This is a genomic window from Sinorhizobium sp. CB7 (genome assembly GCF_041357635.1).
Lineage (GTDB): Bacteria > Pseudomonadota > Alphaproteobacteria > Rhizobiales > Rhizobiaceae > Rhizobium.
This window is the reverse complement of the sequence record NZ_JAULLL010000002.1, coordinates 505,488-529,888: the sequence shown is the minus strand read 5'-3', so window position 1 is coordinate 529,888 and position 24,401 is coordinate 505,488. Positions and strand designations below refer to the sequence as shown.

General features: G+C 58.1%; 26 protein-coding genes and 1 pseudogene. 13 read left to right on the top strand and 14 right to left on the bottom strand.

Translation table 11 applies throughout. The features are described from left to right. Positions 1–86 precede the first annotated feature (86 nt). Positions 87–1,277 carry an AI-2E family transporter gene (locus AAE029_RS06695; protein ID WP_371072009.1) on the top strand — a complete coding sequence of 397 codons (1,191 nt, stop codon included), beginning with the start codon at positions 87–89 and terminating at the stop codon, positions 1,275–1,277. A gap of 104 nt (positions 1,278–1,381) precedes the next feature. On the opposite strand, the gene AAE029_RS06690 is transcribed toward AAE029_RS06695, so the two are convergent. Continuing rightward, positions 1,382–1,837: a GNAT family N-acetyltransferase gene (locus AAE029_RS06690; protein ID WP_371072008.1), complete on the bottom strand. Its 456-nt coding sequence runs from the start codon at positions 1,835–1,837 to the stop codon at positions 1,382–1,384. A 214-nt stretch (positions 1,838–2,051) separates the two neighbouring features. Continuing rightward, entirely contained in the window at positions 2,052–3,188 is a 1,137-nt protein-coding gene (locus AAE029_RS06685) for a DUF2336 domain-containing protein (RefSeq protein WP_371072007.1), read from the bottom strand. Between the two features lie 201 nt (positions 3,189–3,389). Here AAE029_RS06685 and AAE029_RS06680 point away from each other — a divergent pair, with 201 nt between their 5' ends. Next, complete coding sequence (locus AAE029_RS06680; protein WP_371072006.1) at positions 3,390–4,109, top strand: aldolase/citrate lyase family protein; 720 nt, start codon at positions 3,390–3,392, stop codon at positions 4,107–4,109. 18 nt (positions 4,110–4,127) lie between these two features. On the opposite strand, the pseudogene AAE029_RS06675 reads toward AAE029_RS06680, so the two are convergent. Together AAE029_RS06675 and AAE029_RS06670 are read right to left on the bottom strand one after the other, a co-directional pair. Beyond that, positions 4,128–4,738, bottom strand: a pseudogene (locus tag AAE029_RS06675) (flavin reductase family protein). Next, the gene (locus tag AAE029_RS06670) at positions 4,738–5,325 is read right to left on the bottom strand and encodes a nitroreductase (protein WP_371072005.1); all 588 of its coding nucleotides are present in this window, start codon (positions 5,323–5,325) and stop codon (positions 4,738–4,740) included. Before AAE029_RS06670 ends, AAE029_RS06675 begins: the two are co-directional and overlap by 1 nt. 109 nt (positions 5,326–5,434) lie before the next feature. On the opposite strand from AAE029_RS06670, the gene AAE029_RS06665 reads away from it, so the two are divergent. Continuing rightward, a complete protein-coding gene (locus tag AAE029_RS06665; protein ID WP_371072004.1) occupies positions 5,435–6,424 on the top strand; it encodes a hypothetical protein in 990 nt (329 codons plus the stop codon). A gap of 21 nt (positions 6,425–6,445) precedes the next feature. Here AAE029_RS06665 and AAE029_RS06660 read toward each other — a convergent pair whose 3' ends face one another. The 6 genes from AAE029_RS06660 to AAE029_RS06635 all read right to left on the bottom strand — a co-directional run bounded on the left by AAE029_RS06660 (position 6,446) and on the right by AAE029_RS06635 (position 11,395). Next, on the bottom strand, positions 6,446–7,282 hold the full coding sequence (locus AAE029_RS06660) for a lysophospholipid acyltransferase family protein (protein WP_371072003.1): 837 nt from the start codon (positions 7,280–7,282) through the stop codon (positions 6,446–6,448). Between the two features lie 221 nt (positions 7,283–7,503). Further along, positions 7,504–9,492, bottom strand: a complete 1,989-nt coding sequence (gene thrS, locus AAE029_RS06655; RefSeq protein WP_371072002.1) for a threonine--tRNA ligase — start codon at positions 9,490–9,492, stop codon at positions 7,504–7,506. Between the two features lie 125 nt (positions 9,493–9,617). Further along, a complete protein-coding gene (locus AAE029_RS06650) occupies positions 9,618–10,148 on the bottom strand; it encodes a DUF1697 domain-containing protein (RefSeq protein ID WP_371072001.1) in 531 nt (176 codons plus the stop codon). Further along, positions 10,145–10,573 carry a DUF2267 domain-containing protein gene (locus AAE029_RS06645; protein WP_371072000.1) on the bottom strand — a complete coding sequence of 143 codons (429 nt, stop codon included), beginning with the start codon at positions 10,571–10,573 and terminating at the stop codon, positions 10,145–10,147. The genes AAE029_RS06650 and AAE029_RS06645 overlap by 4 nt, the downstream gene beginning before the upstream one ends. Next, complete coding sequence (gene yidD, locus AAE029_RS06640) at positions 10,570–10,941, bottom strand: membrane protein insertion efficiency factor YidD (protein WP_371071999.1); 372 nt, start codon at positions 10,939–10,941, stop codon at positions 10,570–10,572. The genes AAE029_RS06645 and yidD overlap by 4 nt, the downstream gene beginning before the upstream one ends. A gap of 4 nt (positions 10,942–10,945) precedes the next feature. Further along, positions 10,946–11,395, bottom strand: a complete 450-nt coding sequence (locus tag AAE029_RS06635) for an iron-sulfur cluster assembly scaffold protein (protein WP_371072124.1) — start codon at positions 11,393–11,395, stop codon at positions 10,946–10,948. 295 nt (positions 11,396–11,690) lie between these two features. Between AAE029_RS06635 and folE the strand changes: the two genes are divergently transcribed. The 3 genes from folE to AAE029_RS06620 all read left to right on the top strand — a co-directional run bounded on the left by folE (position 11,691) and on the right by AAE029_RS06620 (position 13,860). Beyond that, the gene (gene folE, locus AAE029_RS06630) at positions 11,691–12,302 is read left to right on the top strand and encodes a GTP cyclohydrolase I FolE (RefSeq protein WP_371071998.1); all 612 of its coding nucleotides are present in this window, start codon (positions 11,691–11,693) and stop codon (positions 12,300–12,302) included. 22 nt (positions 12,303–12,324) lie between these two features. Beyond that, positions 12,325–12,774 carry a phosphoribosyl-AMP cyclohydrolase gene (gene hisI, locus AAE029_RS06625; RefSeq protein ID WP_371071997.1) on the top strand — a complete coding sequence of 150 codons (450 nt, stop codon included), beginning with the start codon at positions 12,325–12,327 and terminating at the stop codon, positions 12,772–12,774. 117 nt (positions 12,775–12,891) lie between these two features. Beyond that, positions 12,892–13,860 (top strand): patatin-like phospholipase family protein, encoded by a 969-nt coding sequence (locus AAE029_RS06620; RefSeq protein ID WP_371071996.1) that lies wholly within the window; start codon positions 12,892–12,894, stop codon positions 13,858–13,860. Between the two features lie 36 nt (positions 13,861–13,896). Here the strand turns inward: AAE029_RS06620 and AAE029_RS06615 are convergent, their stop codons facing one another. Next, positions 13,897–14,328: a CBS domain-containing protein gene (locus AAE029_RS06615; protein WP_371071995.1), complete on the bottom strand. Its 432-nt coding sequence runs from the start codon at positions 14,326–14,328 to the stop codon at positions 13,897–13,899. A 129-nt stretch (positions 14,329–14,457) separates the two neighbouring features. Then, positions 14,458–15,201, bottom strand: a complete 744-nt coding sequence (locus tag AAE029_RS06610) for a rhomboid family intramembrane serine protease (RefSeq protein ID WP_371071994.1) — start codon at positions 15,199–15,201, stop codon at positions 14,458–14,460. A gap of 254 nt (positions 15,202–15,455) precedes the next feature. Here AAE029_RS06610 and AAE029_RS06605 point away from each other — a divergent pair, with 254 nt between their 5' ends. The 6 genes from AAE029_RS06605 (at position 15,456) to AAE029_RS06580 (ending at position 21,349) form a co-directional block, all read left to right on the top strand. Then, positions 15,456–16,121, top strand: coding sequence for a PAS domain-containing protein (locus AAE029_RS06605; protein ID WP_371071993.1), 666 nt, complete (start codon positions 15,456–15,458; stop codon positions 16,119–16,121). A gap of 141 nt (positions 16,122–16,262) precedes the next feature. Further along, entirely contained in the window at positions 16,263–16,874 is a 612-nt protein-coding gene (locus tag AAE029_RS06600; RefSeq protein ID WP_371071992.1) for a PilZ domain-containing protein, read from the top strand. Between the two features lie 689 nt (positions 16,875–17,563). Further along, positions 17,564–18,175: a transglutaminase-like cysteine peptidase gene (locus AAE029_RS06595; protein ID WP_371071991.1), complete on the top strand. Its 612-nt coding sequence runs from the start codon at positions 17,564–17,566 to the stop codon at positions 18,173–18,175. Positions 18,176–18,518: 343 nt separating this feature from the next. Beyond that, a complete protein-coding gene (locus AAE029_RS06590; RefSeq protein ID WP_371071990.1) occupies positions 18,519–19,274 on the top strand; it encodes a hypothetical protein in 756 nt (251 codons plus the stop codon). A 212-nt stretch (positions 19,275–19,486) separates the two neighbouring features. Beyond that, positions 19,487–20,944 carry a serine hydrolase gene (locus tag AAE029_RS06585; protein WP_371071989.1) on the top strand — a complete coding sequence of 486 codons (1,458 nt, stop codon included), beginning with the start codon at positions 19,487–19,489 and terminating at the stop codon, positions 20,942–20,944. Positions 20,945–21,076: 132 nt separating this feature from the next. Continuing rightward, positions 21,077–21,349, top strand: a complete 273-nt coding sequence (locus tag AAE029_RS06580; protein WP_371071988.1) for a hypothetical protein — start codon at positions 21,077–21,079, stop codon at positions 21,347–21,349. A 158-nt stretch (positions 21,350–21,507) separates the two neighbouring features. On the opposite strand, the gene AAE029_RS06575 is transcribed toward AAE029_RS06580, so the two are convergent. Both AAE029_RS06575 and AAE029_RS06570 read right to left on the bottom strand, forming a co-directional pair. After that, positions 21,508–21,945, bottom strand: coding sequence for a DUF1489 family protein (locus AAE029_RS06575; RefSeq protein ID WP_371071987.1), 438 nt, complete (start codon positions 21,943–21,945; stop codon positions 21,508–21,510). 60 nt (positions 21,946–22,005) lie between these two features. Further along, the gene (locus tag AAE029_RS06570) at positions 22,006–23,409 is read right to left on the bottom strand and encodes an L-serine ammonia-lyase (RefSeq protein WP_371071986.1); all 1,404 of its coding nucleotides are present in this window, start codon (positions 23,407–23,409) and stop codon (positions 22,006–22,008) included. 222 nt (positions 23,410–23,631) lie between these two features. Here AAE029_RS06570 and AAE029_RS06565 point away from each other — a divergent pair, with 222 nt between their 5' ends. Next, positions 23,632–24,399, top strand: a complete 768-nt coding sequence (locus AAE029_RS06565) for a DUF599 domain-containing protein (RefSeq protein WP_371071985.1) — start codon at positions 23,632–23,634, stop codon at positions 24,397–24,399. The last annotated feature ends 2 nt before the right edge of the window (positions 24,400–24,401 follow it).

Sequence of the window (24,401 nt, the reverse complement as noted above, 5' to 3'; positions counted from 1 at the left end):
TATACCCTTTCCGGCTGCGCCTCTTGAAACGGCCCAGATGATGGCCCATAACAAAATGATAAACATAAACCGGAAACACAGTCCCATTGGGTGTATTCGAACGTCATAAGCCGAAAAACGGACCGCAGTGGCTGGGCCCTTCTGCGCCCGCCAGGATCGCGCTTATTCCGTCGATATCGGCCGCACGGTGGTTGCTTATCCTCATCGCCGCGGCCGGGATTTATTTCTTCTACGGCTTTCTGGTACCGGTCCTGGCCGCGCTCGTGATCGGCTTCGCAAGCTGGCCGCTTTATCGCGACCTGTCGCGTCGTCTCGGCGGCAACACGACGCTGGCCGCGACGATCGCGATCATCCTCATCATTACCTTCCTGGTCATCCCCATCGCGCTTGCCGTCAGCTATACCACCGGCGAGGTCAAGCAATGGGTGGCCTGGGCGATCCACGCCAACCGCGTGGGTGCCGATACGCCGCAATGGATCGTGGCGCTGCCCGGCGTCGGCAGCTGGCTCGATGAGCAATGGACCAAATATATCGGAAGTCCCGGCTCCATCGGCGATCTGATCCAGGCTGTCAGCGGTGCCAATATCGGCAATATCTATCGCGCGATCGTGGCGGCCGGCGGCGGCGCATTCCATCTGGTGCTGACGCTGCTTTTCATGCTGATCGCGCTCTTCTTTGTCTATCGCGACGGAGCCGCCTTCTCGCGCCAGATCGATCTTCTCGGTGAGCGAATCCTTCCGAACCGATGGGAGCGCATTTCGCGGGTGGTGCCTGCGACGATCAGTTCGACCGTCATGGGCATGACGATGATTGCCATCGGCGAAGGCATCGTTCTCGGGGTCGCCTATTGGATTGCAGGCGTTCCCTCGCCGGTAACCCTCGGCGTGCTGACGGGGCTGATGGCGCTCATCCCGGGCGGTGCACCCACCTGTTTCACGCTCGTTTCGATCTATCTCGTGGCTAGCGGATCGCACTTCGCCGGCATAGGCCTCTTCATTTGGGGCACGGTCGAACTCTTTATCGTCGACAAGACGCTTCGCCCCAAGCTTGTCGGCGGACCGATCAAGCTGCCCTTCCTGCCGACCTTCTTCGGGCTTGTCGGCGGTGTAAAGACCATGGGTTTCCTCGGTATTTTCATCGGACCGGTGCTGATGGCACTGATCGTCGCCATCTGGCGCGAATGGGTGCGCGAGGTCGAAGCCACGCAGGAACAGGAAGCGCGCCCACAGATCGTCGTCGACGAGGCGCCTCCGCCACAGCGCGCCGCCGAGCGCTGATCCTAGAGCGATTCAGCTTTCCATCGAATCGCAGAATCGCTCTAATCTATTGGTTGTACGCAATTCCGAACGGAAGACCGCTGCACACTTTTGCGCGACATGCATTAGAGCCGCTTTTCCATGAAAAGGCTCAAGGGATCGGGCTGATAGTTCCCGAATGGGCCGATCTCCACATAGCCGTATTTTCGATAGAGCGCGATCGCCTCGGGCTGCTTGATGCCGGTTTCGAGACGTAGAGCTGAAAGCCTTCCGGCTCGCGCACGATCCTCCAGCGCATCCATGAGGCGGCTCGCGATCCCAAGCCCCCTCGCCGCCGGATCGACGAACATGCGCTTGATTTCCGCAGTGCTGTCGCCGGCTTCCACCAGGGCGCAGCAGCCGCAAATAACGCCGTCGTTACGGGCGACGAAGAAGGTCACCGCCGGCTTCTCCAGTGACGCCATGTCCAGCAGATGGTTGCTTTCCGGCGGATAGAGCGATTGCGCATAGGCATCGGAAAGCTCGAGAAGACGGATCACGCTCTCCTGGCGCGGTGGTTCGACGGCAATGGTGATGCTCAAGATGACATTCCTGCGGGATGGCTATGGGTGTTCGATCGAAGGCACAAAAGGACGCTACAATTCCTTGATTCCAGAGCGCTTTTTGCACTCAGACGGATACAGAATCCGCTCTAAAGCCTGTCGTGTGAAAAGAGATTCACGCGACAGGCTTTAGGTTGTTGTTTTCATGCATGTCGTTGCCGCAAAACCGCTGCACACTTTTGCGCGACATGCATTAGGCCGCCAGCGATACGACGGATGCATAGCTCCGCGCCGACTGACGCTGTTCGGCGATATACAGCTTTTCCACCATATCGAGAAGTTCCGTGACGACATCCGCTTCCCCATCCCTGCGGCGGAATTTCTGAAGGAGCCGCGCAGAGACGTTTTCCAGAGCTGCGCCCGACGCGGCTCTAGCAGCCTCACGCCATAGCAAAGTCGCCTCGACAAAAATCATGCTGATCTCACGTGCAATGCCGGCGGATTCATAGAGCGCCCTGACGGCGTGCATCCGACCGGTCGCAAGGATCGAACGCACCCGCCTTTCCTCGCAACCGGAAAGGTTGCCGATCGCTCCCGCGAAGAATTCGACCTTCCCCGAGCACAGCGTATGCATGAGGAAGGAAGGCGTCAGGCGCCCGGCTATCCGTAGATATTCGACCAGAACCGGGATCTCGTCGTGGATTACGGTACCGGCAATGGTGACTGTGGCAGCGTCGTTGGCCTCGCGGGTAATCCGCTGTAGGCGCGTGGCACCGATGGCGGCCTGTGCAAGACTGAAGCTGTTTAAAGCGTCGCTGACATGCTGCAGTAGAACGTGGCGTGCATCCGACGGAAGATTGCTGCGTTCCAGCAGCAGGTTGCGGATGTCGCAACTTCCGCCCAGGCGTTCGGCAATTCGCTTGAGGGAAAGCCGCGAAATCGATGCCTCGGGATTTTCGAGGAGGCAGAGGACTTCTTCCTCGCCGCCGATCTCGGCAATGGCTGCCGATACGGACCTTGAAATCGGCATGCGTGCTGCGATCAGCATTCGGGTTATGAAATTTCCCTTCGCCGTCAGATCGACCAGATCGTTGTCATCGAGGAGCGGCGAGCAGGTAATGACGTGACAGGCGATTTCAGCCTGATCCTCGGCGAGCGACAGAATGATACCGCGCGGAGCATCGGGCGAGCGACACAGCGCTTCGGCAAGCGCCAGACGAACGCGCGGCGACGGGTCGTCCAGCAGATAGGTGATCGCCACTTCGGCGGCGCTGCGCTCGTGCGTGGACATTTCGGAATAGAGATAAGCTCGCCCCAAGGCATTTGCCGCTTTCGCCCTGTCTCCAGCCTTTGCGGTCGCGGCCCAACGAAGAAATGCCTCTACTATCACCTTGACGCCTCAACATCTGCGGAGGAAAACCGCGCCTCATCTGCGTAAGTCACGCTAGCGCCAAAAAGTTTAAGATTGGTTCACCATGTTTCTTAACCGACACCGACAGGGCTTGTGCGGTGACCTCTCCCCTTGCCGCGTAAAGAGGACTAAAACGAGGGGGAAGGATTGCGCTGCCGGCGTTTCGCCGAGGAAGATTGCATGACACGTTCATGGTTTGCCGCCCCGGCGGATGATGCGGAAAAACTGGTCGAAGGTCTCAAGAGTGGCGCGGATGCGCTGATCATCGACCTGTCGCAGAGCGATTCGGCCAATGCGCCACAGGCTCGCGAGAATGCGGTACGCCTCCTCCGGCAAGCCAGGCCAACCACCGCTCCGGCTCTCTATGTGATGGTGCACGATGGGAAGAGCGCTATACTGCGGGAGGATATCGCAGCCGTCATCCCGTTGGCGCCTGCCGGCGTCATCCTGCCCAGCGCGGAAGCGGGTGCCGATGTCCAGAAACTCGATGTGATGATTTCCGCACAGGAGGCGCTGGCGGGCTTACCCCCCGGCAAGATTCGCATCGTGGCGATGGCGGCGGACACGGCGGCGGGGCTGTTTTCTGCAGGTTCCTACGGTGCCAAATCGTCCCGCCTGCAGGCACTTGCCTGGTCGGCCGACCGGCTTGCTGCTGATCTCGGAGCGCACGCCGCCCAGGATACGAACGGACGCTGGATTGCGCCACTTGAAATGGCGCGCAGTCTAGTCTTGCTGGGGGCTGCCGCCGCCAGGGTCGAAGCCATTGATGCCTCGTCGCCGGACAGTGATATTGCGGCGTTTGAAGCGGAATGCCGGGCAGCGAAGGCTTACGGATATTCAGGAAAATTCGTTCTGAACGCAGAACAGGTTGCAATCGCCAGTCTCATTTTCCGGCGCTGATTCTGCATCCCTGCCCTGTCAGATTTGCGGGACCTTTGGCCGCAGCAACTCGAAGACCTCGCTGCCTTCGCTGTAATCCATGTAGCCCATACGTGCCATCGGCCGCGCAATGCTCATGTCGAGCCGCCCGTCCCTGATAATCGCTTCATCGATATGAATGCCGACGACCTCCCCGAAGATGAGGACATTTTCGCTCGGTTTGCCAGAGAGCGTTTTCGGTTCGATGATTTCCGTGACGCGACATTCGAGAGCGGCGTAGGCTTCGCCGACATAAGGTGCATCAATCAGAATGCCGGACTTGGCCGTCAGTCCCGCCAGTTCGAACTCATTGACTCCATAGGGGACGGCAGCAGAGGTCAGGTTCATTTTTTCGACGAGGTCACGGCTGACGAAATTGGTTGTGAAGACGCCGGTTTCCTCAGCGTTGCGATGGCTGTCCTTGCGGCCGCTCGAGGAAAACATCACAAGCTTCGGCCGATCGGCGACAGCGTTGAAAAAGGAATAGGGGGAAGGTTGATGGTACCGTTTATGCCTTTGCTGCCGATCCAGCCGATCGGGCGTGGCACGACGATCGCCTTGAAGGGATCGTGCGCCAGGCCGTGCTGATTTATATCGGTGATGTAGAACATCAGCTCTTCTCTCCGCCCACCCACGTGACGGTTTCGCTCAGCTCCGGACGCGGACGTTCGACGGCGGGAAAGGTAGTCGAACCGATATGGATGAAGCCGGCGATCTTCTCGCCGGGCTCGACGCCGAGCAGTGGGTAAGCGCGCTCATCATAGGCGAACCATTCCGTCAGCCAATTGGCCACATATCCGTGCGCATTGGCCGACATCACGAGATTGAGGCAGAGCGCACCGGCCGACATGATCTGTTCCCACTCGGGAATCTTGATATGCGGTCCTGCCTTGCTGACGACACCGATGACAACAGGAGCGCGAGTGAAACGGGTACGCTCGACCTCGATCATCTCTTCCGAGAGATCAGGCTTGGTAGCGAGCGCCAGCTTCAGCAGTCCCTCGCCGATACGGACACGCTCGGCGCCGCGGTAGACGATGAATCGCCAGGGAGCGAGCTTCCCGTGATCAGGCACACGCGATGCGAGACGCAGAATTTCTTCGATTTCGACCTTACCAGGACCTGGCTCGCACATCTGGAAAGCGGGTATGGAGCGGCGGATGGCCAGATAATCGATGAGCTTGATATCACTTTTCATGCAAGGAGGCTTTCATTTTTACCGATGGAAAAAGTTGGGTCTTGAATTTGCCATCGGGTTGGTCTTGAAGTGGCCTCTGTCACTCAAGAAGTCAATCGGTTCAAAGCGCATGTCGGGTATTTCGGCTCTTTATCGGATCGGTTTGGTTTTGGCGATATTTGGCGCCCTCATCCCGGCAGTGCGAGCGCAAGACGCCTTCAGGAATTTCAAACAGCTCGACAGCACCACCAAGATGCCCAAGCTCAATGCCTTCACGGCACCGGGGGCTGCGGGTAGCGCTGGCCAGACGCTAAAAGCGGTGAGCTTCCAAGCCAAACTGACCGCTGAGGGCGAAGCGGTGCAACAAGGCCTCGCCTGGTACGTCTTCAGCCCGATCGCTGGCACAGACGGCAAGCTTCCATTGGTCGCAAGCTCGCAAGGCGGCGACGCCGACTTCCAACTGCCACCCGGCGATTACTTCGTCAACGTCTCCTTCGGGCGCGCCGGTGTTACCAGAAAGCTTACGGTCCCTTCGTCCGGTGAGATGGAAAAGCAAGTCATGGTGCTCGACGCCGGTGGATTGCTGCTCAACGCGGTATCGGGCGCCGATACCCGTATCCGTCCGGACCAGCTCAGTTTCTCGATCTACTCCTCGGACGTCCGCGCCGACGGTGAGCGCGGCCTGATCATGGCGGATGTCAGGCCGAATACCTTGGTGCAGCTGAATGCTGGCACCTACCATGTCGTCTCCGAATATGGCACGGTGAACGCCGTCATACGCGCCGACATACAGGTGGAGGCGGGAAAACTCACGGAAGCGACGATCCAGCACCGGGCGGCGCAAATCACCTTTAAATTCGTCTCCGAGCCGGGCGGCGAAGCGATTGCCGATACGGCCTGGTCCATCCTGACCGCCGCCGGCGATATCGTCGGCGAAAGCGTCAGCGCGTTTCCGACCATGGTTTTGGCGGAAGGTGAATATACGGCCGTGGCGCGCAATAAGGACAAGATCTACCAGCGCGACTTCAGCGTGAATGCCGGTCAGAACACCGATGTCGAGGTGCTGATGAAAGACCAGCAGCCACAATCGCCGCAACAGAGCGACGGCAGCGTCGACTGACAGCGTCAGATCGGGGCGCGTTCAGCCAACCCGTTTCAGGGATGGTCGCTTCGGAGGCGCCATCGAGAAGACGGCGCTATAGAGACGGGAGAGCATGTCCTTGCGGTCGCCGCAGCTCAGAGCCTCCCAGGTGATGATCTCGCCGACATGCGAGGTGATCGTGCTGCCCGAAAGCCTGCGAAATTCGCGGATCAGCAGCGAAAGGCGAAGCGTCAGCGAAATACGGCTCACAAGATGAAAAAGGCGTCCGTTCTGCCCTTCGAAATAGACGGGAATGACGCTCGCACGCGCGGATTGGATGAGTTTCGCCGGAAACATCTTCCACGGCAGATCCTCGGCTTTGCCGAAGCCTTTCTTCGCGGTCGCGACTCCGCCCGCAGGAAAGACGATGATGGTCGTGCCTTCCTTCAAAAGCCGCACGGCCTCGTGCCGGGTCCTCATGTTAATGGCCATGGCCTCCTTGGTCTCTTCGAAGGAGACCGGCAAAGAATAGGGCACCATCTCCGGCACCTTCAGGAGATCGTTGTGAATGAGCACCTTGAACGGTCGGCCGAGTTGCTCGGCAAGCGCCAGCACGGCGATGCCGTCGCCAATACCGAAGGGATGGTTTGCGACGATCACGATGGGGGTATCCGGGATCGGTTTGGGCGGCCAGGCACCCCTGACATCGAGCTCGACATCGATGAGGTCGAGCATCTTGCCGAAAACACGTTCGCTCCTGCCAACGATGTCGCTGCGCCAGATGTCATAGAGCCGCACATAGCGGTCGCGACCGGAAAGGCCCTCGATTGAGCGAATTAGCCAGCGTTTGAGGCGCGGGTCTCTTTCATTGGCGTACGACAGTTCTTTAAAGCGCAAATATGCGTCGGTGTTACCCGCTCCCGATAAAACGAGACCTGCTTATATTACAGTTGCATGACAGGGCTCTGACAGCACCGGAGCGGGATGCCGAAAAGTGTGCGCGGTTTTCGGCCGACATCCCGCTCCAGCTTTTTGATTGAGAGGCGGATTCTGATTTCAGGTCGATCCGACCTGAAATCATCCGGGTCTAAGGAAGTGCTGCCAGACCGGACAGGCAATCAGGCAGCTTTCGCCCTCCTTGTTTCGCGCTTGCGTCGAATATCGGGCGGGGTTGCTTCGAGCGCCAGTGTGGAGATCGCCTCGCTGAGCGGCATCGCAGTCTGTTCCTGAGAGCCGAGACGGCGGACGTTGACTGAACGCTCTTCCGCTTCCCGTTTACCGCAGACGATGATCACCGGCACCTTCGTCACCGAGTGTTCGCGGATCTTGTAGTTGATCTTCTCGTTGCGGAAATCGGTCTCGACGTTGAGGCCGGCCTCACGCAACGCTTCGGCGACTTCTTCACCATATTCGTCAGCCTCGGATGTGATCGTTGCGACGACGACCTGCAGGGGCGAGACCCAGAGTGGCATATGACCGGCGAAGTTCTCGATCAAAATGCCGAGGAAGCGTTCCATCGAGCCGCAGATGGCCCGGTGAATCATGACCGGCTGCGTCTTTTCCGAATTGCTGTCGATATAGAAGGCGCCAAAGCGTTCCGGAAGATTGAAGTCGACCTGCGTCGTGCCGCACTGCCATTCACGACCGATGGCGTCCTTCAGCGTATATTCGAACTTCGGACCGTAGAAAGCACCCTCACCCGGCAGAATGCCTGTCTTGATACGATTGCCAGATTGAGCTTCGATCGTCTTCAGAACGTCCATCATGACGGCTTCGGCGCGATCCCAGAGGGCGTCGGAGCCGACGCGCTTTTCCGGGCGCGTGGAGAGCTTCACGATGACTTCGTGGAAACCGAAGTCCTCGTAGACGGAAAGGATCAGATCGTTGATCTTCAAGCATTCGGCAGCCATCTGCTCGTCGGTGCAGAAGATATGCGCATCGTCCTGCGTGAAGCCGCGCACACGCATCAATCCATGCAGCGCTCCCGATGGCTCGTAGCGATGCACGGTCCCGAATTCCGCAAGTCTTATAGGAAGTTCACGATAAGACTTCAGACCATGCTTGAAGATCTGGATATGACCAGGGCAATTCATCGGCTTCAGCGCGAAAACGCGGTCATCGTCCGTATCGTCTCCGGCAACCGTCACCTTGAACATGTTGTCGCGATACCAGCCCCAATGGCCGGACGTTTCCCAAAGCGACTTGTCGAGCACCTGCGGCGCGTTGACCTCCTGATAGTCGCCTTCAAGCCGGCGGCGCATATAGGCGACCAACGTCTGGAACATCCGCCAGCCTTTACCGTGCCAGAAGACGACACCCGGGCCCTCTTCCTGGAAGTGGAAGAGATCCATTTCGCGGCCAAGACGGCGGTGGTCGCGCTTTTCGGCCTCTGCAAGTATGTGCAGATAGTTGTCGAGATCGGCTTGTTCGGCCCAGGCCGTGCCGTAGATACGGGTCAGCATCGGATTGTTGCTGTCACCACGCCAATAGGCACCCGCGACCTTCATCAGTTTGAAGGCCGTGCCGATCTGGCCGGTGGATGCCATATGCGGACCGCGGCAAAGATCGAACCAATTTCCCTGAAAATAGATCTTCAGGTCCTGGCCTTCAGGGATCGCATCGACGAGCTCAACCTTGTACTGCTCTCCCTTCGCCGCAAATACTTCCCTCGCCTTCTCACGCGACCATATCTCCTTGGTGAAGGGCGCGTTGCGAGCGATGATCTCCTTCATCTTCTTTTCGATCTTCGGCAGATCGTCGGGCGTAAAGGGCTCGTTCTTGGCGAAGTCGTAGTAAAAACCATTCTCGATAACCGGACCAATAGTCACCTGCGTGCCGGGCCACAGCTCCTGCACGGCTTCCGCCATCACATGGGCTGCGTCATGCCGGATCAATTCCAGCGCGCGCGGATCATTGCGGGTAATGATCTCGATCTTGCCGTCCGTTATCGGATCGGAAAGATCGCGCACGGTACCGTCGATGGCGATTGCGACGGCCTTCTTGGCAAGAGATTTGGAAATGGATTCAGCGACATCGCGACCGGTCGTGCCAGCATCGTAGCTGCGCACGTTGCCATCGGGAAATGTCAGGGAAACGGATTGGGACATCGAATTCTCCTTGTCCAGTCCCGCCAACGAATGCGGGTGGTGTTAAAGATCGAGATATGTTGGGAGTCATTTATCTCGCGCCGCCTGATAAAGGCTTTTCATGGCAGAGTAAAGGAAAAGCGGGCTCATTGCGCCACCATCTCGGCTAAACGGCGCACCGTGTTCCAGTTGCGCAACGTGCCGACGCCCATCCGTTTGGTGGTAAGCGCGGACGGTAACCTGGATTCGCTCGGCTTGCCGTTGAAGTCGATCCAGAGATCTCCATCGACGAGCCGAATGCGTTCCTTTGAGGTCTGATATCGGTGCAAGATTTCCATTGCCGAAGCGTTGAGCGGCTGGCGCATCACACGCACGATCACGTCGCTTCCCACTCCTTCTGGGAAAGGGTTTGCCTTTGCGAGCTTTAGCCAGGCGCCGCCCTCGCGAACGATGATGTCGACATGCTTGCCGAATCTCTTCGCGAAACCCGCCTCCAATTGCTCTTCGATATCGTGAACGGTGGCGGTGCCAGCCTCGAAGACTAGATTTCCGGTTGCAACCAGAGTGCGCGGATCGCTGAATCCAAGTGAAATCGCCATCGCGCGCAAATCCGACATGACCACGCGCCGACCATGGCCGAGAACGATACTGTGAAGAAGCGCCACATAGGTCGTCATATTCGCCAGAACTCTTGCGCTCCTTTCGGAAGGTGCCCCAGAACGCGATCGAAAGTCGCCTCGTCGATATTCCTGCGCAGTGCGGCCGCCACGTCGCGAATGGCGGAGCCCGGCGAAAAATTATGGTCGCGTCGCAGTGACTGCACCTCTCTTGTCATCACGGCATGGTCCTCGAAGGCGCGCACCGGTTCCGCCAGATCCCAGTCGGCAATGAAGATTGCGCGCAGAACAGGCGGCAAGGCATTGGCGAAAAATATGCCCTCGGAAAGGGAGAGACGCCGCCGGAATACCTGAAGGACGCCTTGAACCATCGTGTAGGTCTGGTTCCTCGTTTGCAGCATCGCGATGTCGCATGCGTCAGCCAGGAAGCGTTCGAAATCCCGTGACGCCTGCTGGTATTCCATTGGAATCGTCATGGCGTTCATCCGCCTTTTCGGCCGATCGCGAAATAGCGCCAGGGCGTCCACCAATGAAACTTTGAGTCGATCGTCTCCGGCACCGGATCGAAGCCGCTGGTTCCGCCCGGCCCGCAGCGAGCCACGCGAAACAGCGTCATCCAGCCGCCGGCCCACAGTCCATGGCGAGCGATCGCCTCATAACCATATTCGGAACAGGTCGGCAGATGCCGGCAGGAATTGCCGATGAAGCCCGAGAGCGTAAGCTGATAGAGGCGGATCAGGCCGAGACCGAGAAGGCGATCGGGTGTCCTGCGAAAAAGACCGGCCCAGTTGCGGCCACGACCACGGGGGCGCGACTGTGCCTCGCTATGACTGCAATTCCGCTCCGTGCACATGTCGCTATCCAGCGGCGAGTGCTTCTTCGCGACTCGCCTCGATCTGACCAACCGCATCGACCACCGCATCGAAGGTCAGCATGGTGGAAGCGTGGCGAGCCTTGTAGTCCTTCACGGGCTTCAGATACCGCATGTCCTCGAAGCGCCCCCCTGGCCCCTCGCCATCGGCCTTCAGCATGGCAAGCATATCCTCGCGCGCCCTGCGCAGCTCTTCGGATGAGGCCCCGATCACATGCCGGGCCATGATAGATGAGGATGCCTGACCGAGCGCACAGGCCTTCACGTCATGGGCAAAACCGGTCACGATATCGCCGTCCATCTTGAGCCAGACCCTGACCCGAGATCCGCAAAGTTTTGAATGCGCCTGGGCAGTGGCATCGGCATCCTCAAGCGTTCCGGTGAGAGGAATATTGCCCGCGAATTCAAGAATTTTGCTGTTGTAGATATCATCCATCATCGATTCCGCTCCGAAACGCGCTCGATTGGCGGCCTCGTATCCGAACAAAAAACACATCGTCTTGTCTCTGGACACTTTCACACAGCCACCGGCATACTATATGTATGTCGTTCGAAGACCATGAAAATGCAATGGTCTCGTGTAAGTTTGATTGGGAAACCGTGCAGGAAGGGCGACATGCCGCCCGGAACGCCCCGGAGCCCGCCAAAGGTACACAGTCTCCGGAAACGGAGGATGGCCGTGGCGAGTCCGAAAGCAAAGATCTGCGCCGCGGATCAGGAGACCACGATAAATGGACGCCATAGTAAAGAATTTTCCGCATAGCCGTGAATCGGATCGCCCGTCACAGCAGGAAGCGGAAGAGGCAGTTCGCACGCTGCTGCGTTGGGCCGGCGATGATCCGACCCGCGAGGGATTGATCGATACGCCGACCCGCGTCGTCAGGGCTTATCGCGAGCTTTTCGCCGGCTACGGCATGAATGTCGAGGATGTGCTTGGCCGCACTTTCGAGGAAGTTGCCGGCTACGATGACATGGTTCTTGAGACCAACATCACCTTCTACTCGCATTGTGAACATCACATGGTGCCGATCATCGGCAAGGCTCATGTCGCCTATCTGCCGGATGGGAGAGTTTTGGGCCTCTCCAAGATCGCACGTGTAGTTGAAATCTTTGCACGTCGCCTGCAGACGCAGGAGACGATGACGGCGCAGATCGCCAAGGCGATCGACGAAACGCTGCGTCCGCGCGGTGTTGCCGTGATGCTCGAGGCCGAACATATGTGCATGGCGATGCGCGGTGTGCAGAAACAGGGCGCATTCACTCTGACGACAACCTTCACCGGTGCGTTCAAAAGCGATCCGGCGGAGCAGGCTCGCTTCATGGCAATGGTGCGGGGCCGTTAAACTTGGCAAGGGGGCTGCGTCGATGACCCTGACATTCAACGTACCATCCACCGACAAGTCCGAACTCGAGGATGCGGGCGATTTCACCCCCCGCTTCGATGATCGCGGCTTGATTACCGCCGTCGTCACGGATGTTCGTGACGGCGAGTTGCTCATGGTTGCGCAGATGAATGCGCAGGCACTGGCGCTGACTATCCAGACGGGCACGGCCCATTATTTCAGCCGTTCCCGCGGCAGGATCTGGAAAAAAGGCGAAACATCCGGCAATCTGCAGACAGTGAAGGAAATCCGCACCGACTGCGACCAGGATGCCATATGGCTCAAAGTTGAAGTGGGTGGTCACGATGCTACCTGTCATACCGGCAGGCGATCATGTTTCTATCGGACGGTGAACCTTGAAGACGGAAAGCCGATGCTCAACATCGTCGATGACGAGCTGCATTTCGATCCGAAGGAGGTTTACGACCAATAGGCTGATGGGGCGTTCTCCTGCGTCCTTATTGCGCAGGAGAGATCAAAATATACTATTTCGAAACGAAAAAGAGACAGTAATTTAAAAAAGGGGCGAGTGCCTGGAGGAAGGCATGAAATGCTGAACTGGACATTGTATCGCGAAGCTTCTCCGCCGGCATCGTCAGATCCAGCTCTTTCGCCCCCACAGGAAGTGACAATCCCTACCCCCAATCCCGCTTCTCCCCCGAGAACAAAATTGGCGCTCGCCTTAGGCGGCGGAGCCGCGCGCGGCTGGGCGCATATCGGTGTGTTGCGGGCGCTCGATGAAGCCGGCATCGAAGTCGGCATGATTGCGGGCACGTCGATCGGTGCGCTGGTCGGCGGCTGCTATCTGGCGCAAAAACTCGATGAGCTGGAGAGCTTTGCTCGCTCGCTGACGATGCGGCGCATCGCCAGTCTCCTCGATCTGACCATCGGTGGCAGCGGGCTTTTCGGCGGCATGCGCCTGACCAAGCGCATGCAGGAACATCTCGAGGGTCTCAACATCGAGGATCTCGACCGGCCGTTCGTGGCCGTTGCGGCGGAAGTTAATACCGGTCACGAGGTCTGGATCGCCAATGGCGCGCTGATTACGGCGCTGCGTGCTTCCTATGCCCTGCCGGGTATTTTCGAGCCCGTGCGCAGCAACAACCGTACTCTCGTCGACGGCGCTCTCGTCAATCCCGTGCCGGTCTCGGTATGCCGCGCCTACGAGCAGCAACTCGTCGTTGCCGTTAATCTTCACTACGATCTTTTCGGGCGCTCCGCGGTCGTCAAGCACAATGCCAGCCTCACGCCGCTTGAAATGCAAAAGCAGCAGGAAGCGCCCTATGCCAAGCTCGGCATGACCGGTGTCATGGTGCAGGCCTTTAACATCATTCAGGATAGGATCTCGCGCGCAAGGCTGGCGGGCGATCCGCCGGACATTGCCCTGCATCCGCGTCTGAGCGATATCGGCCTTTCGGAATTCCATCGTGCGGGTGAAGCGATCGATCGCGGCTACGAGGAGACCAAGGCTCGGCTTCCCGAGCTGAAACGATTGCAGGAAGCCTTTGCCACGCGCTGATAGCGGATGGTGTCGAAGCAGCTCGCCGCGTCTTTCTCAACCAGCGATATAGGCCTTTATCTGTTCGGCCTCCAGCTCGATTTCCTTGATATGCGACTTCACCACATCGCCGATCGAGATGATGCCGGCAAGCTTGCCCTTGCTCTCCACGGGGACATGGCGGAACCGGCGACTGGTCATGATTTCCATCAACTCGTTGACCGTTGTCTCTTCCTTGCAGCGATAGACTTTCGGCGTCATCAGCGAGGCTACCGGCTGGTCCAGGCTCTCCTTGCCAAGCCGTGCAATGGCGTGAACGACATCCCGCTCCGTGAATATTCCGGAGATCCGACCCTCCATCCCGACGATGACGATCGCGCCGATGCGATGCTGGCTTAAAATACCGGCGGCCTCCATTAGCGTCGTATCAGGACCGGCCGTCACGACGGAACGGCCCTTGAGATCGAGAATGGCTTTGACGGACGACATTCAAACCTCCCTGTCGAAAGTGGACTGTCTTAGGATCACGGGGGCATTCTCTCCGGCTATCCCCCGGGGCGCGGGTCAGGAGATGGATGGTGCACTGCTCGGCCGGAGATTGCAATATTCACACTGCACTTAATTAGGAATTTCTTCAGGGGGTTTTCGATCAAAGAAGGCGAAGAGGAAAAAGCCAAAAACGAATCCGCCTATGTGTGCATCCCAGGCGATCTCTTGGCTGCCGTCTCCCACGAGCGGAACGCCAACGGCGATGAGAGCGTTGGCCAACAGCCAGAACAGCGTGAACATAACCGCCGTCCGGCTTTGCATGGATTGGAGGATCGACAGGCGCGGATTGTGATGGGCTTCGACGGCTCCACGCGCACCTCGCCCCGGAAAGGCGAAGCGGCAGGCTGCTCCCATCAAGGCGGAGACGACGCCGGACGCTCCGATCAGCACTGTGTCGTTTCCCCAGTTGAGTACGGCGTGCAGGGATGCCGAAGCGGCAGCCGAAAGGATCCAGAATACGACGAAGCGCGTGGTGCCGATCCGGCGGATGACGGGCGCGCCGAATGCCATAAGCCATAATCCATTGAAAACGATGTGTTCTACGCTGCCATGCAATAGTGAATATGTGACCGGCGTCCAAAGCCACTCGGGCCCCTGTTGTGCGAGCGGAACGACATAGCGCAGAGGAATGAAGCCAAAAGTGAAATCCAGCCAGCGCACGGCATTCTCGGACAGGAAGCTCTGGATGAAATAGATGGCCGCCAACAGGCAGAGAGCAACAAAAAGCGCCGGCGGCAGGTTGAAAACCGGGTTGCGGCTAGGTTCTTGATTGTCGCCATTGTCCTCGGGCGTCTGCGCGGCTTCTTCGTCCATGGTTACTCGTTCCTGGCGACCGGAAGCCAGAGCCATACAGGAGCCGCATCCAAAAAAAAAGCCGTTCGGTCTTGCCGAACGGCTGGTCGAGCCCCCTTTTCCCCGGCCCGATCAATTGTGCTGAAGGTCGATCTCCCCTGACCTGATGATCTCAAGGTCCCACAGGACATCGATATGCGCAATGCAAACCGCTTCTTAACCTTAACGACCGCGTGTTGGCACGGAAAAAGCAAGGCATGCTCCTGAGACCGTAATTGGCGCCGGGTATGACCCGGATTGATACAGGATGGCGTATGCATCAGAGAACGAGCATAGAGTTATTTAACTATTGGAACCAGATTCGCGGTACCAACGCGGCGCCGTTGCGCGCGCAGATCGATCCCGCTTCCCTGCCACGGCTTTTGCCGGAATTGTTCATCCTTGAAATGCCCGCCAGCGGTCAGTCGCAGTTTCGCCTTGCCGGCACGCGTGTTTGCAGTTTCTTCGGGCGCGAGTTGCGCGGCAACCTCTTCGCGTCCCTCTGGGCAAAGGAACAAGCATGGGATGCCGAGAGGGTCGTGACCGGTGTGATGACCCACTCGGTACCCGCACTGATCCATGCAACGGGCTACGCCGGAAGCGGCTACACCATGGCTTTCGAACTCCTCCTGTTGCCAGTGCGCTCCGCCGGCGATCTTTGCGACCGCCTCCTTGGAGCAGCAGTGCCCGTCGGCAATGCGGCGTGGTTGGGTGGCGCATTCATCGAATTCCTCGTCGTAGAGCGCAGTCGCCTGCTGAACGAGCACGGGGGCGCGCCAACCGACATGTCGGACGATGATGATGGTTTGGATGTGCCCTCGCCTCTGCGGATGCGAAATTGGGCCCAGACGATGCTGCGGGCGATGCATCTGAAAATTTTCGAAGACGTGCGTTCGCGCTGATGATCCAATTTGAAACGAATGGCCGACTGTTCCGTCTCAGAGCGCGGAAACACCATATGAACGACGCGCGCTGGCAAACCTTCTATTAACGGATTGCAGTTATTGGTCAGAGTGTAGAATTTTCATAAAGAAGCCCTTTGGATGCACTCGTTTCAGCAAGCTCCAGCAACACGGCCAGTCCCTCGCCCTGATCAGCGCAATTTTCAGCGCGTTCCGATCAACATGCAGGGCCGCCTGATGCTTGCAAACTACGAGGAATTCGAGTGCACCGTCATCGATATGTCGCCTGGCGACATGTACGTGACCTGTGTCGGGCGTCCGCGGGCCAGCGAGCGGGTTGTCGCCTACATCGATCATCTCGGCCGGGTCGAAGGCAATGTCCTCATGCTCGACAATCGTGGGTTCACGATGTCGGTCAACGCCACGGACCGCAAACGTGAAAAGCTCGCCGCCCAGCTTACCTGGTTGGCCAACAAGCATGAACTCGGCTTGCCGGAAGACCGGCGCCATGATCGCCTCACACCGCGGCAGGCGCAGAGCGAGATAACGCTCGATGACGGCAGTCGCTACATCTGCCGGATCATGGACCTGTCGCTTTCAGGTGCCGCTGTCGACGTCGAGGTTCGCCCACCTATCGGTACCCCCGTTCGGCTCGGCAATATGCGTGGACGCGTCGTGCGCCACTTCGTTGAGGGTGTCGCGATCGAGTTTCTGTCGGTCCAGTCGCGCGAAACGCTTCGCGAATTTCTCTGACCGCGCTTCCTTTAGAAGCCGCATTTGCTGTCATCGTTCTGTCACGTCACTCGCCGATGAATGCGTTCGCGGCTTAACGCCAGCCCCTTCATCGGGCATCGCTCTGACATCGAACGCGCTTTACTCGGAGATCGAGTCCCACGACCACGGCACACCGTCTCATGGGAATTCCGGGCGTAACGGTTCAGGGTCGGCTTGACCTCCAGGCACCACGGGGAACTCGTCGTTCCCGAATGCGGCTCATTCGCCCGCCGGCGCAGGAATGAGCGAGGCAATCGTCGCAGCTTCCAACCGGCTGCGCGAAAAATCATCTGAAAAATTTCTGGCCGTGTGCTTCCTGAAAGGCCAGTCAGAGGAATTTCGGGCAGGCCAAAGCGATCTCCACATGTCTGTCTGGAACTGTGCCATTATGATCCAACGGTTCGAGAGATCTCGTCTCAACCGCGAATTCCGCAGGCTCCTCAGAATAATCATTATATCAAATAGATGTAATGAAATGCCTCCTTGAAGATCCAGCAAATTTTACGCGTTTTTGAACTAAATAAATTGCGTCTTTAATATGTATTTTCGATGTGTTTTATGAAAGTTTTCTGAGCATTTGAATCTATTAAGTCCTTAATTTGACTACGTAATTTTGCGTGCAATAAAAATCTCTGTGTCAATGTCTCCTCATAAACGGGGAGATAAAAATGCACATCGGAAAACTACTCCTTGGCGGTCTCGTTGCCACACTGTCGATCTTTGCAGGAAGCCAGTCGACCCAGGCCATGCCGGCCAGCATGGCGCTTGCGGGCAATGCCAGTCCGCCGGTCGGCCACTATGAATTCTGCAAGGCAAATCCGACGGAATGCGCCTTTGCCGGCGGGGACGCTGGTCCGGCGATCCTGACGGAGGAGCGTTGGAAAACGATCCTCAAAGTCAATTACACCGTCAATACCACCATTCAGCCGATGACAGACGAGCAAATCTATGGCGTTGAGGAACGTTGGGCCTATCCACGCACTGTCGGCGATTGCGAGGATTATGTGCTCCTGAAGCGCAAAATGCTCATCGACGACGGGTTCTCGCCTTCCGACCTCCTGATCACGGTCGTTCTGCAGCCAAATGGCGACGGTCACGCTGTCCTGACCGTAAGAACGGATCGCGGTGATTTCGTTCTCGACAACATGCGCAACAAGGTCCTGTTGTGGTCCGACACGGAATATACCTACCTGAAGCGCCAGTCGGCCGATGATCCGGCGCGATGGGTGAAGCTTCAGGATGGCCGCACTGTTGCGGTCGGTAGCGTGAAGAAAAAATAGCTGCTTTCCGAAGTCCCACTGCATGGTTCCTTAAATCGGAACCGATTTAAGGATGAAACCATGCAGCGATTCAAAGTGTTACAGCGACCTTTGTTCGTCTTAGACGCACGGCCCTGTAAGGACAACGGCAAGCGGCCATGATCAGGCCCGGTCAAGTCCCCCGCATCCCCGTCCCCGACCGGCGCCCGGAGCTGTTCCCGCTGTCCCGGGAACGGCTCCTCCTTTTGCGGGAAGCGCGATTGTCGCTTAAGTATTCGTTAACCACGATCCTGCCATCATCGCCTCGCAAAAAGCCGCTGTCGCCTCGCGTATGGTCCGCACGGCTGTCAACGCAAAGGTCACGATGATGGCTCCCTCCTCGCCTCTTTCTTCCGCTGTCATCGAAGAAGCTCCCTTGATTTCCCCGAGGTTTCTCGCGCGCGTAACTGTTGTGGTCGCCGCTCTCGCCGCATTGACCCTGGCAATAAGCGTCGCTGGGCGCTGGTTCGGCCAGCACATCCTGCTCGCAGGCCACACGACGAGTACGAAAATCGTCGAACTGACGATCGGCGAGGATCGCTTGCGACTGCCCGAAAACACAATCCGTTTCGAGAGCCAGCGGCGCGATGGTGAGGCGGAGCGCGTTGATCTCTATCTGACCTGGCCGCAGATGCAGGGCTATACCGCGGCGGACCGTCACAGGTTTGATGACATCTCGCAGTCGACGGGACTGATTTTTGTCCAGATAACGCAAGGCACCATGTCGCGCGATATGTCGGGCCGGCTGGAGCCGATTTATTCACACCTTGTCGAGGGCGAGCCAACAAATATCGACGCTGGCCTGACGTTGCGTCGCTTGCGTGAGGATGCGGGCTATACCGATGAGGTGCTCTTGACAGCACCTCGTCTCAATGAACCGGATTATGCCGTCCGCTGCATGTTGCCGTCAGCCCCGGACAAGGCGACAAGCGGAGACTGCCAGCGCGATATCAAGGTTGGAAAGGATCTCAGTGTCCTCTACCGCTTTTCAAGCGTGCAATTAGGCGATTGGGACCATATTGATGCCGCTATTCGCACATTTGTGGAAAAGCGTCTCGTTCAAGGGCAGCCGGGTAGCTAGATGCGCAGTTTTGCAACAAAAAGATAAAAACGGGGAGGCAGATGACACAAAAGATTCATCATAAACGGATTGGTAACGCCAAGACGGTAGGTTCATTCAGACGGTCGTGTTTCGGAGGCGTCCGGGCAGTCGGATTTGAAATGCAAGCAAAGAGTTGAATAGTGTCAAGGTCAGTTCCTACCGTATCGCCATCAAGGCGCGGCAATTTTCTAATGAGAGTGTTCTTCGGTCTGTCGATGGTCGTGGCGGTCATCGCGTCCGGTTCGGTCGCGGCGGAAGCAGCTGCGAATAATCCGAAATATGCGGGTATCGTCGTCGACGCCAAGACCGGGAATGTTCTCTACAGTGAAAATGCCGATCGCCTCCAATATCCCGCTTCTCTGACCAAGATGATGACGTTGTATCTGGTCTTTGAAGGCCTTGAGACGAAACGCATTCGCCTCGATACGGTTGTTCCCTTTTCCGCGCATGCTTCCGCTCAGCCGCCGACCAAGCTTGGCGTGAAGCCCGGCAACTCCATCACAGTCGAGCAGGGCATTCTTGCGCTCATCACCCTTTCCGCCAACGATGCCGCCACTGCTCTTGGCGAGTTTCTGGGTGGCGGTAGCGAAGACCGCTTTGCTCAAATGATGACCGCGAAGGCGCGTGCGCTCGGCATGACGCGCACGACCTATCGCAACGCCAATGGTCTTCCCAATACGGCGCAGATGACAACGGCGCGCGATCAGGCCCGGCTCGGCATCGCACTGCGTCAGCATTTTCCTCAGTACTACGGTTATTTTTCGACCCGCAGCTTCCGCTTCGGCAAGCGGATCATCAATAGCCATAATCGCCTGGTCGGTTCGGTGCGCGGCGTCGATGGCATCAAGACCGGCTACACGCGCGCCGCCGGGTTCAATCTTGTGAGCTCGGTTCAGGTTGACGGTAAATCGATCGTCGGCGTCGTGCTTGGCGGGGCCTCCACGCCTGCCCGCGATACGCAGATGCGCAACCTGATTGCCGCCTATCTTCCGAAGGCTTCGGGCCGCGGCGGAAATTCCAATTTGATCGCCCGTACCGCACCCGAAGCGCCTGTTGCACCCGAGGCGCCTGCCGCACCGGTGGCGGTGGCTGCAGCCGCGCAGAATTTCGACTTACCCAATAGCGGCCCAGTTCCCGATGCGCGCTACCAGGCGGCGCGGGCTGAAGTCAATCCGGAGGTGGCCTATACGGAGACCTCGCCCTCCAAGTCCGCCAATCCGTTGTTGAGCCGTCAGGCGGCCCGTCAGACCGTTCAGGCCAAGGTCGCATCCGTCGCGACTCCGACGCCCGCTCCAGCCTCTGTTCCTGTTGTCAAACAGCAGGATGATGCGGAGGAGCAGGGTGATGCGACGGTTGACAAGGTCACCACCGCATCAACCGCAGCTGCCCGGGCCGCATCGACGACCGGCTGGGTCGTCCAGGTGGGAGTGTCTTCGGACAAGCAGATGGCCATGGACCTTCTCAACTCGGCCAAGAACAAGGGCGGCAAGGCGTTGCAGTCGGCCAAGCCTTTCACGGTCGCTTTCGGTGAAGGTGGTGATCAGCTCTATCGTGCCCGCTTTGGCGGCTTTGACGATCAGCGCTCTGCGGTCAATGCCTGCAATGCATTGAAGAAGGCTGGCATCAAGTGCTGGGCAAGCATGCAATAAGACGATAGCGCGCCGGCTCCGATCCCCCGGCGCGTCTTTAGGCAGGATATCCAGTCCTGCGTGAAATCAGGTATTTAGCGGATCATCGAATTCGAACCAGACCTGTGATTGTTTTGCGTAACGGGGAATACCATGTCGATCAACGAGAATAGCCCGGATTTCCCATCCGATGCAGGAAAGGCAAAATGGAGCCGCTCCACTTTGCATCCGCTTCATGAAGCCGCGCTTCGATTGGCCGATCTGGGACTTCATCGTTCGCGCTCAAAAGCAAGAACGAAGGATTTGATTGCCCTGCTGCTCTGCCACGGGGCGCGCGCCTGGCGTTATTCGCAGCCGCAGGCCCGGATTCATCTGCACGTGACCGCGCCATCGCGGTGCGCTCCCGTGATGATGCGTTTGCGCTGACCAGAGCTTGAGCAGCTCTTAATGCATGTCGCGCAAAAGTGTGCAGCGGCTTTGCGGAAACGACATGCATGAAAAAACAAGCTAAAGCCGGTCGCGTGAACCTACCTTCACGCGACCGGCTCTAGCGGTTCAGCTTTTGATGGAAACGCAGAACCGCTCTAGAGAAGCCCGAGCTCCGAAAGCGTGCGTCGCAACTCCGGTGGCATTTCACTAATGCCATCGCCCAATCTTGCCAGATCGTGCGGCGCGTCCTCATCCGTCAGATAGCGCCAGCCTTGAAAGGCGCGGCGCGGCTGAATGGCGGTTTCAATGACTTCCGGTCCCAGCACCAGATTGCAGCGCGAAATACCTTCGCTGTCCGTGAAGGTCTTGATGTCGATAAGCTTCTGACGGGCCTGAACCTGTCCTTTGATCACCCAATAGAGCGAACCGTTGTCGAGAAGCTCTTCGATGCGCTTCGGCACCATGCGCGTCGTGTGAATCGTATGCGGTTCCTGACCGGCCGCTATAGCGCGAAGCGAGCGCTCGGCAACCCACTCCCTCAGATCCTCGATCGAGTCGGCGCCGACGCACAGTTTGATGAGATGTAAAGCCATGCTGCCGTTGAAATCCTTTTGGCGGGCAGCGTCAAGTCGGAAGAGAGGCGCTCCACAAACTCAGCATTCGACGACATTGACCGCGAGGCCGCCGGTCGAGGTCTCTTTGTATTTTTCACTCATGTCATGGCCGGTCTGCCGCATGGTCTCGATACAGGCATCGAGCGGCACAAAATGGCGCCCGTCGCCTTTGATGGCCAACGAAGCAGCGGTCACCGCCTTGACCGCGCCGAGCGCGTTGCGTTCGATGCAGGGAACCTGAACCAACCCCGCGATAGGATCGCAGGTCATGCCGAGATGATGTTCAAGCGCGATCTCGGCGGCATTCTCGATCTGCTCGGGTGTTCCGCCCATGACAGCGGCAAGCCCGGCCGCCGCCATCGCAGCAGCCGAACCCACCTCACCCTGACAGCCCACTTCTGCGCCTGATATCGAAGCGTTGTGCTTGATGATGCCGCCAATGGCGGCTGCGGTCAGCAGGTAGTCGCGAATGCCGTTCTGATCCCAATCCTCATGGAAATGCTGGTAATAGCGGATTGTAGCGGGAATGACGCCCGCTGCACCGTTCGTCGGCGCCGTGACCACGCGTCCGCCAGCCGCATTTTCCTCGTTGACAGCCATCGCATAAACACTCAGCCAGTCATTGGCGAGCAGTGGATTGATCCGGTTGCTGCGCCATTCCTCCTGCAGTTTGTCATGGATGGCGCGCGCCCGGCGACGCACCTTCAGGCCGCCCGGCATGATGCCCTCGCCCTTCAAGCCGCGATCGATGCAACTGTTCATCGCCTCCCAGATGCGGTCCAGCCCCTCATTGAGAGCGGCACGGCTCATGTGGCTCTCCTCATTCGCACGCTTCATCTGTGCGATCGTCAGGCCGGAGCGTTCCGCCATCTCGAGCATCTGTTTCGCGGTGGCGAAGGGAAAAGGTATCTTGTTGCCTGACGTGTCTTTCTTTTTGGAACGCATGACCTCAAGCTCTGTATCGGTGACGACGAAACCTCCACCGACGGAATAGTAGATGCGTTTGAGCAGAAGCCGCCCGTCCTTGTCGTAGGCCGAAAAGGCCATACCGTTGGCGTGGCCCGGCAAAGGCACTTTCTTGTCGAAGACAAGGTCGGTCTTCGGCTGGAAGTCGTAGCCGGGATGGCCTGGGGGTGTGATTCTGCCGGAGCGTTCGACCTCGTCGATGATGCCGTCCATCCGGTCGGGGTCGACGCGGTCAGGTGCCTCACCCGTGAGGCCGAGAACGACCGCCCTGCCCGTTCCATGTCCGATGCCTGTAAAAGCCAGCGAGCCGTGCAGGCTAACCTTGATCGCCGTTGGCTGGGCTCCTGTCGACGGGCGCGGCCATTCGTTGGAAAGCAGCAGTTCCAGGAAGCGGTTCGCGGCCGACATCGGGCCCATCGTATGCGAACTGGACGGGCCGACGCCGATCTTGAAGACATCGAATACCGAAAGAAACATGGAACTGATCCTGACAAAGTTGGCCGGAACAACGCTACGTGAACCGGATTGATCGGCACGGTGATCGACCGACATCCGGTTTTATGCGAGCGACATCGGGAAATAAAGGATCGACCCGACGCGCCGCACTCAAACGAAATATCGTCGGAGAACATTGCCGAGTCATTGCGGCATTGGATTGCATCTGTAGACTCCGGCAAAACAAACGCAGGGTGCCCATATATGACAATTGCCGATTATGCCGCGCTGGTCTTTTTCGCTGTTCTCTGGTTCGGCTATTCTCGGATTCTGCAAGGGGCGCGCCTTTTCAATCGCACCAGCCTGACCCATGCCATGATCGAGCGCCGACGCGAATGGATATATAATTCGCTTCGGCGAGATCTGAAGATGATCGATACGCAGATCATGGCCGGGCTGCAGAACGGTACGGCGTTTTTCGCCTCGACCTCCATCTTCGCGATTGGCAGCTGTTTCGCGCTGCTCGGCGCCACGGACAAGGTTGATGCGGTCTTTGCCGATCTGCCTTTCGTCTTCCATAGCAGTCGCACCGCCTTCGAACTCAAGGTCGGCGGCCTTGGCGTCATCTTCGGCTATGCCTTCTTCAAGTTCGGATGGTCCTATCGGCTCTTCAACTATTGTACGATACTCTTCGGCGCCATACCGATGATGCGCGACACCGAGGCGGATCTGATCGCGGCTGAGCGGGCGGCCGAACGCGTCATCCGCATGAATGTCATCGCCGGCAGTCACTTCAATGAGGGACTGAGGGCAATCTTTCTTTCAATCGGATATCTTGGCTGGTTTATAAGCCCTTACGTGTTCATGCTGACGACGACGCTCGTCATCATCGTTCTCACCCGTCGCCAGTTCTTTTCCGAAGCACGCCTCGCTATCATGGATCAGGGTCTGCCATCAAATCGCCTTGCTTCTCTTGTTCGCCGCGACAAGTCCCAGCAGGCGGCTGGAAACGATATTTCTGAAGGACTTTGATT

Coding starts and splice junctions, on each gene's coding strand:
- hisI (WP_371071997.1), top strand. CDS start 12,325: ATGACCCTGACATTCAACGTACCATCCACCGACAAGTCCGAACTCGAG.
- AAE029_RS06645 (WP_371072000.1), bottom strand. CDS start 10,573: ATGAACGCCATGACGATTCCAATGGAATACCAGCAGGCGTCACGGGAT.
- AAE029_RS06615 (WP_371071995.1), bottom strand. CDS start 14,328: ATGTCGTCCGTCAAAGCCATTCTCGATCTCAAGGGCCGTTCCGTCGTG.
- yidD (WP_371071999.1), bottom strand. CDS start 10,941: ATGTGCACGGAGCGGAATTGCAGTCATAGCGAGGCACAGTCGCGCCCC.
- thrS (WP_371072002.1), bottom strand. CDS start 9,492: ATGTCCCAATCCGTTTCCCTGACATTTCCCGATGGCAACGTGCGCAGC.
- AAE029_RS06590 (WP_371071990.1), top strand. CDS start 18,519: ATGATGGCTCCCTCCTCGCCTCTTTCTTCCGCTGTCATCGAAGAAGCT.
- AAE029_RS06585 (WP_371071989.1), top strand. CDS start 19,487: ATGAGAGTGTTCTTCGGTCTGTCGATGGTCGTGGCGGTCATCGCGTCC.
- folE (WP_371071998.1), top strand. CDS start 11,691: ATGGACGCCATAGTAAAGAATTTTCCGCATAGCCGTGAATCGGATCGC.
- AAE029_RS06580 (WP_371071988.1), top strand. CDS start 21,077: ATGTCGATCAACGAGAATAGCCCGGATTTCCCATCCGATGCAGGAAAG.
- AAE029_RS06635 (WP_371072124.1), bottom strand. CDS start 11,395: ATGGATGATATCTACAACAGCAAAATTCTTGAATTCGCGGGCAATATT.
- AAE029_RS06620 (WP_371071996.1), top strand. CDS start 12,892: ATGCTGAACTGGACATTGTATCGCGAAGCTTCTCCGCCGGCATCGTCA.
- AAE029_RS06595 (WP_371071991.1), top strand. CDS start 17,564: ATGCACATCGGAAAACTACTCCTTGGCGGTCTCGTTGCCACACTGTCG.
- AAE029_RS06610 (WP_371071994.1), bottom strand. CDS start 15,201: ATGGACGAAGAAGCCGCGCAGACGCCCGAGGACAATGGCGACAATCAA.
- AAE029_RS06570 (WP_371071986.1), bottom strand. CDS start 23,409: ATGTTTCTTTCGGTATTCGATGTCTTCAAGATCGGCGTCGGCCCGTCC.
- AAE029_RS06650 (WP_371072001.1), bottom strand. CDS start 10,148: ATGACGACCTATGTGGCGCTTCTTCACAGTATCGTTCTCGGCCATGGT.
- AAE029_RS06665 (WP_371072004.1), top strand. CDS start 5,435: ATGTCGGGTATTTCGGCTCTTTATCGGATCGGTTTGGTTTTGGCGATA.
- AAE029_RS06670 (WP_371072005.1), bottom strand. CDS start 5,325: ATGAAAAGTGATATCAAGCTCATCGATTATCTGGCCATCCGCCGCTCC.
- AAE029_RS06680 (WP_371072006.1), top strand. CDS start 3,390: ATGACACGTTCATGGTTTGCCGCCCCGGCGGATGATGCGGAAAAACTG.
- AAE029_RS06565 (WP_371071985.1), top strand. CDS start 23,632: ATGACAATTGCCGATTATGCCGCGCTGGTCTTTTTCGCTGTTCTCTGG.
- AAE029_RS06600 (WP_371071992.1), top strand. CDS start 16,263: ATGCACTCGTTTCAGCAAGCTCCAGCAACACGGCCAGTCCCTCGCCCT.
- AAE029_RS06575 (WP_371071987.1), bottom strand. CDS start 21,945: ATGGCTTTACATCTCATCAAACTGTGCGTCGGCGCCGACTCGATCGAG.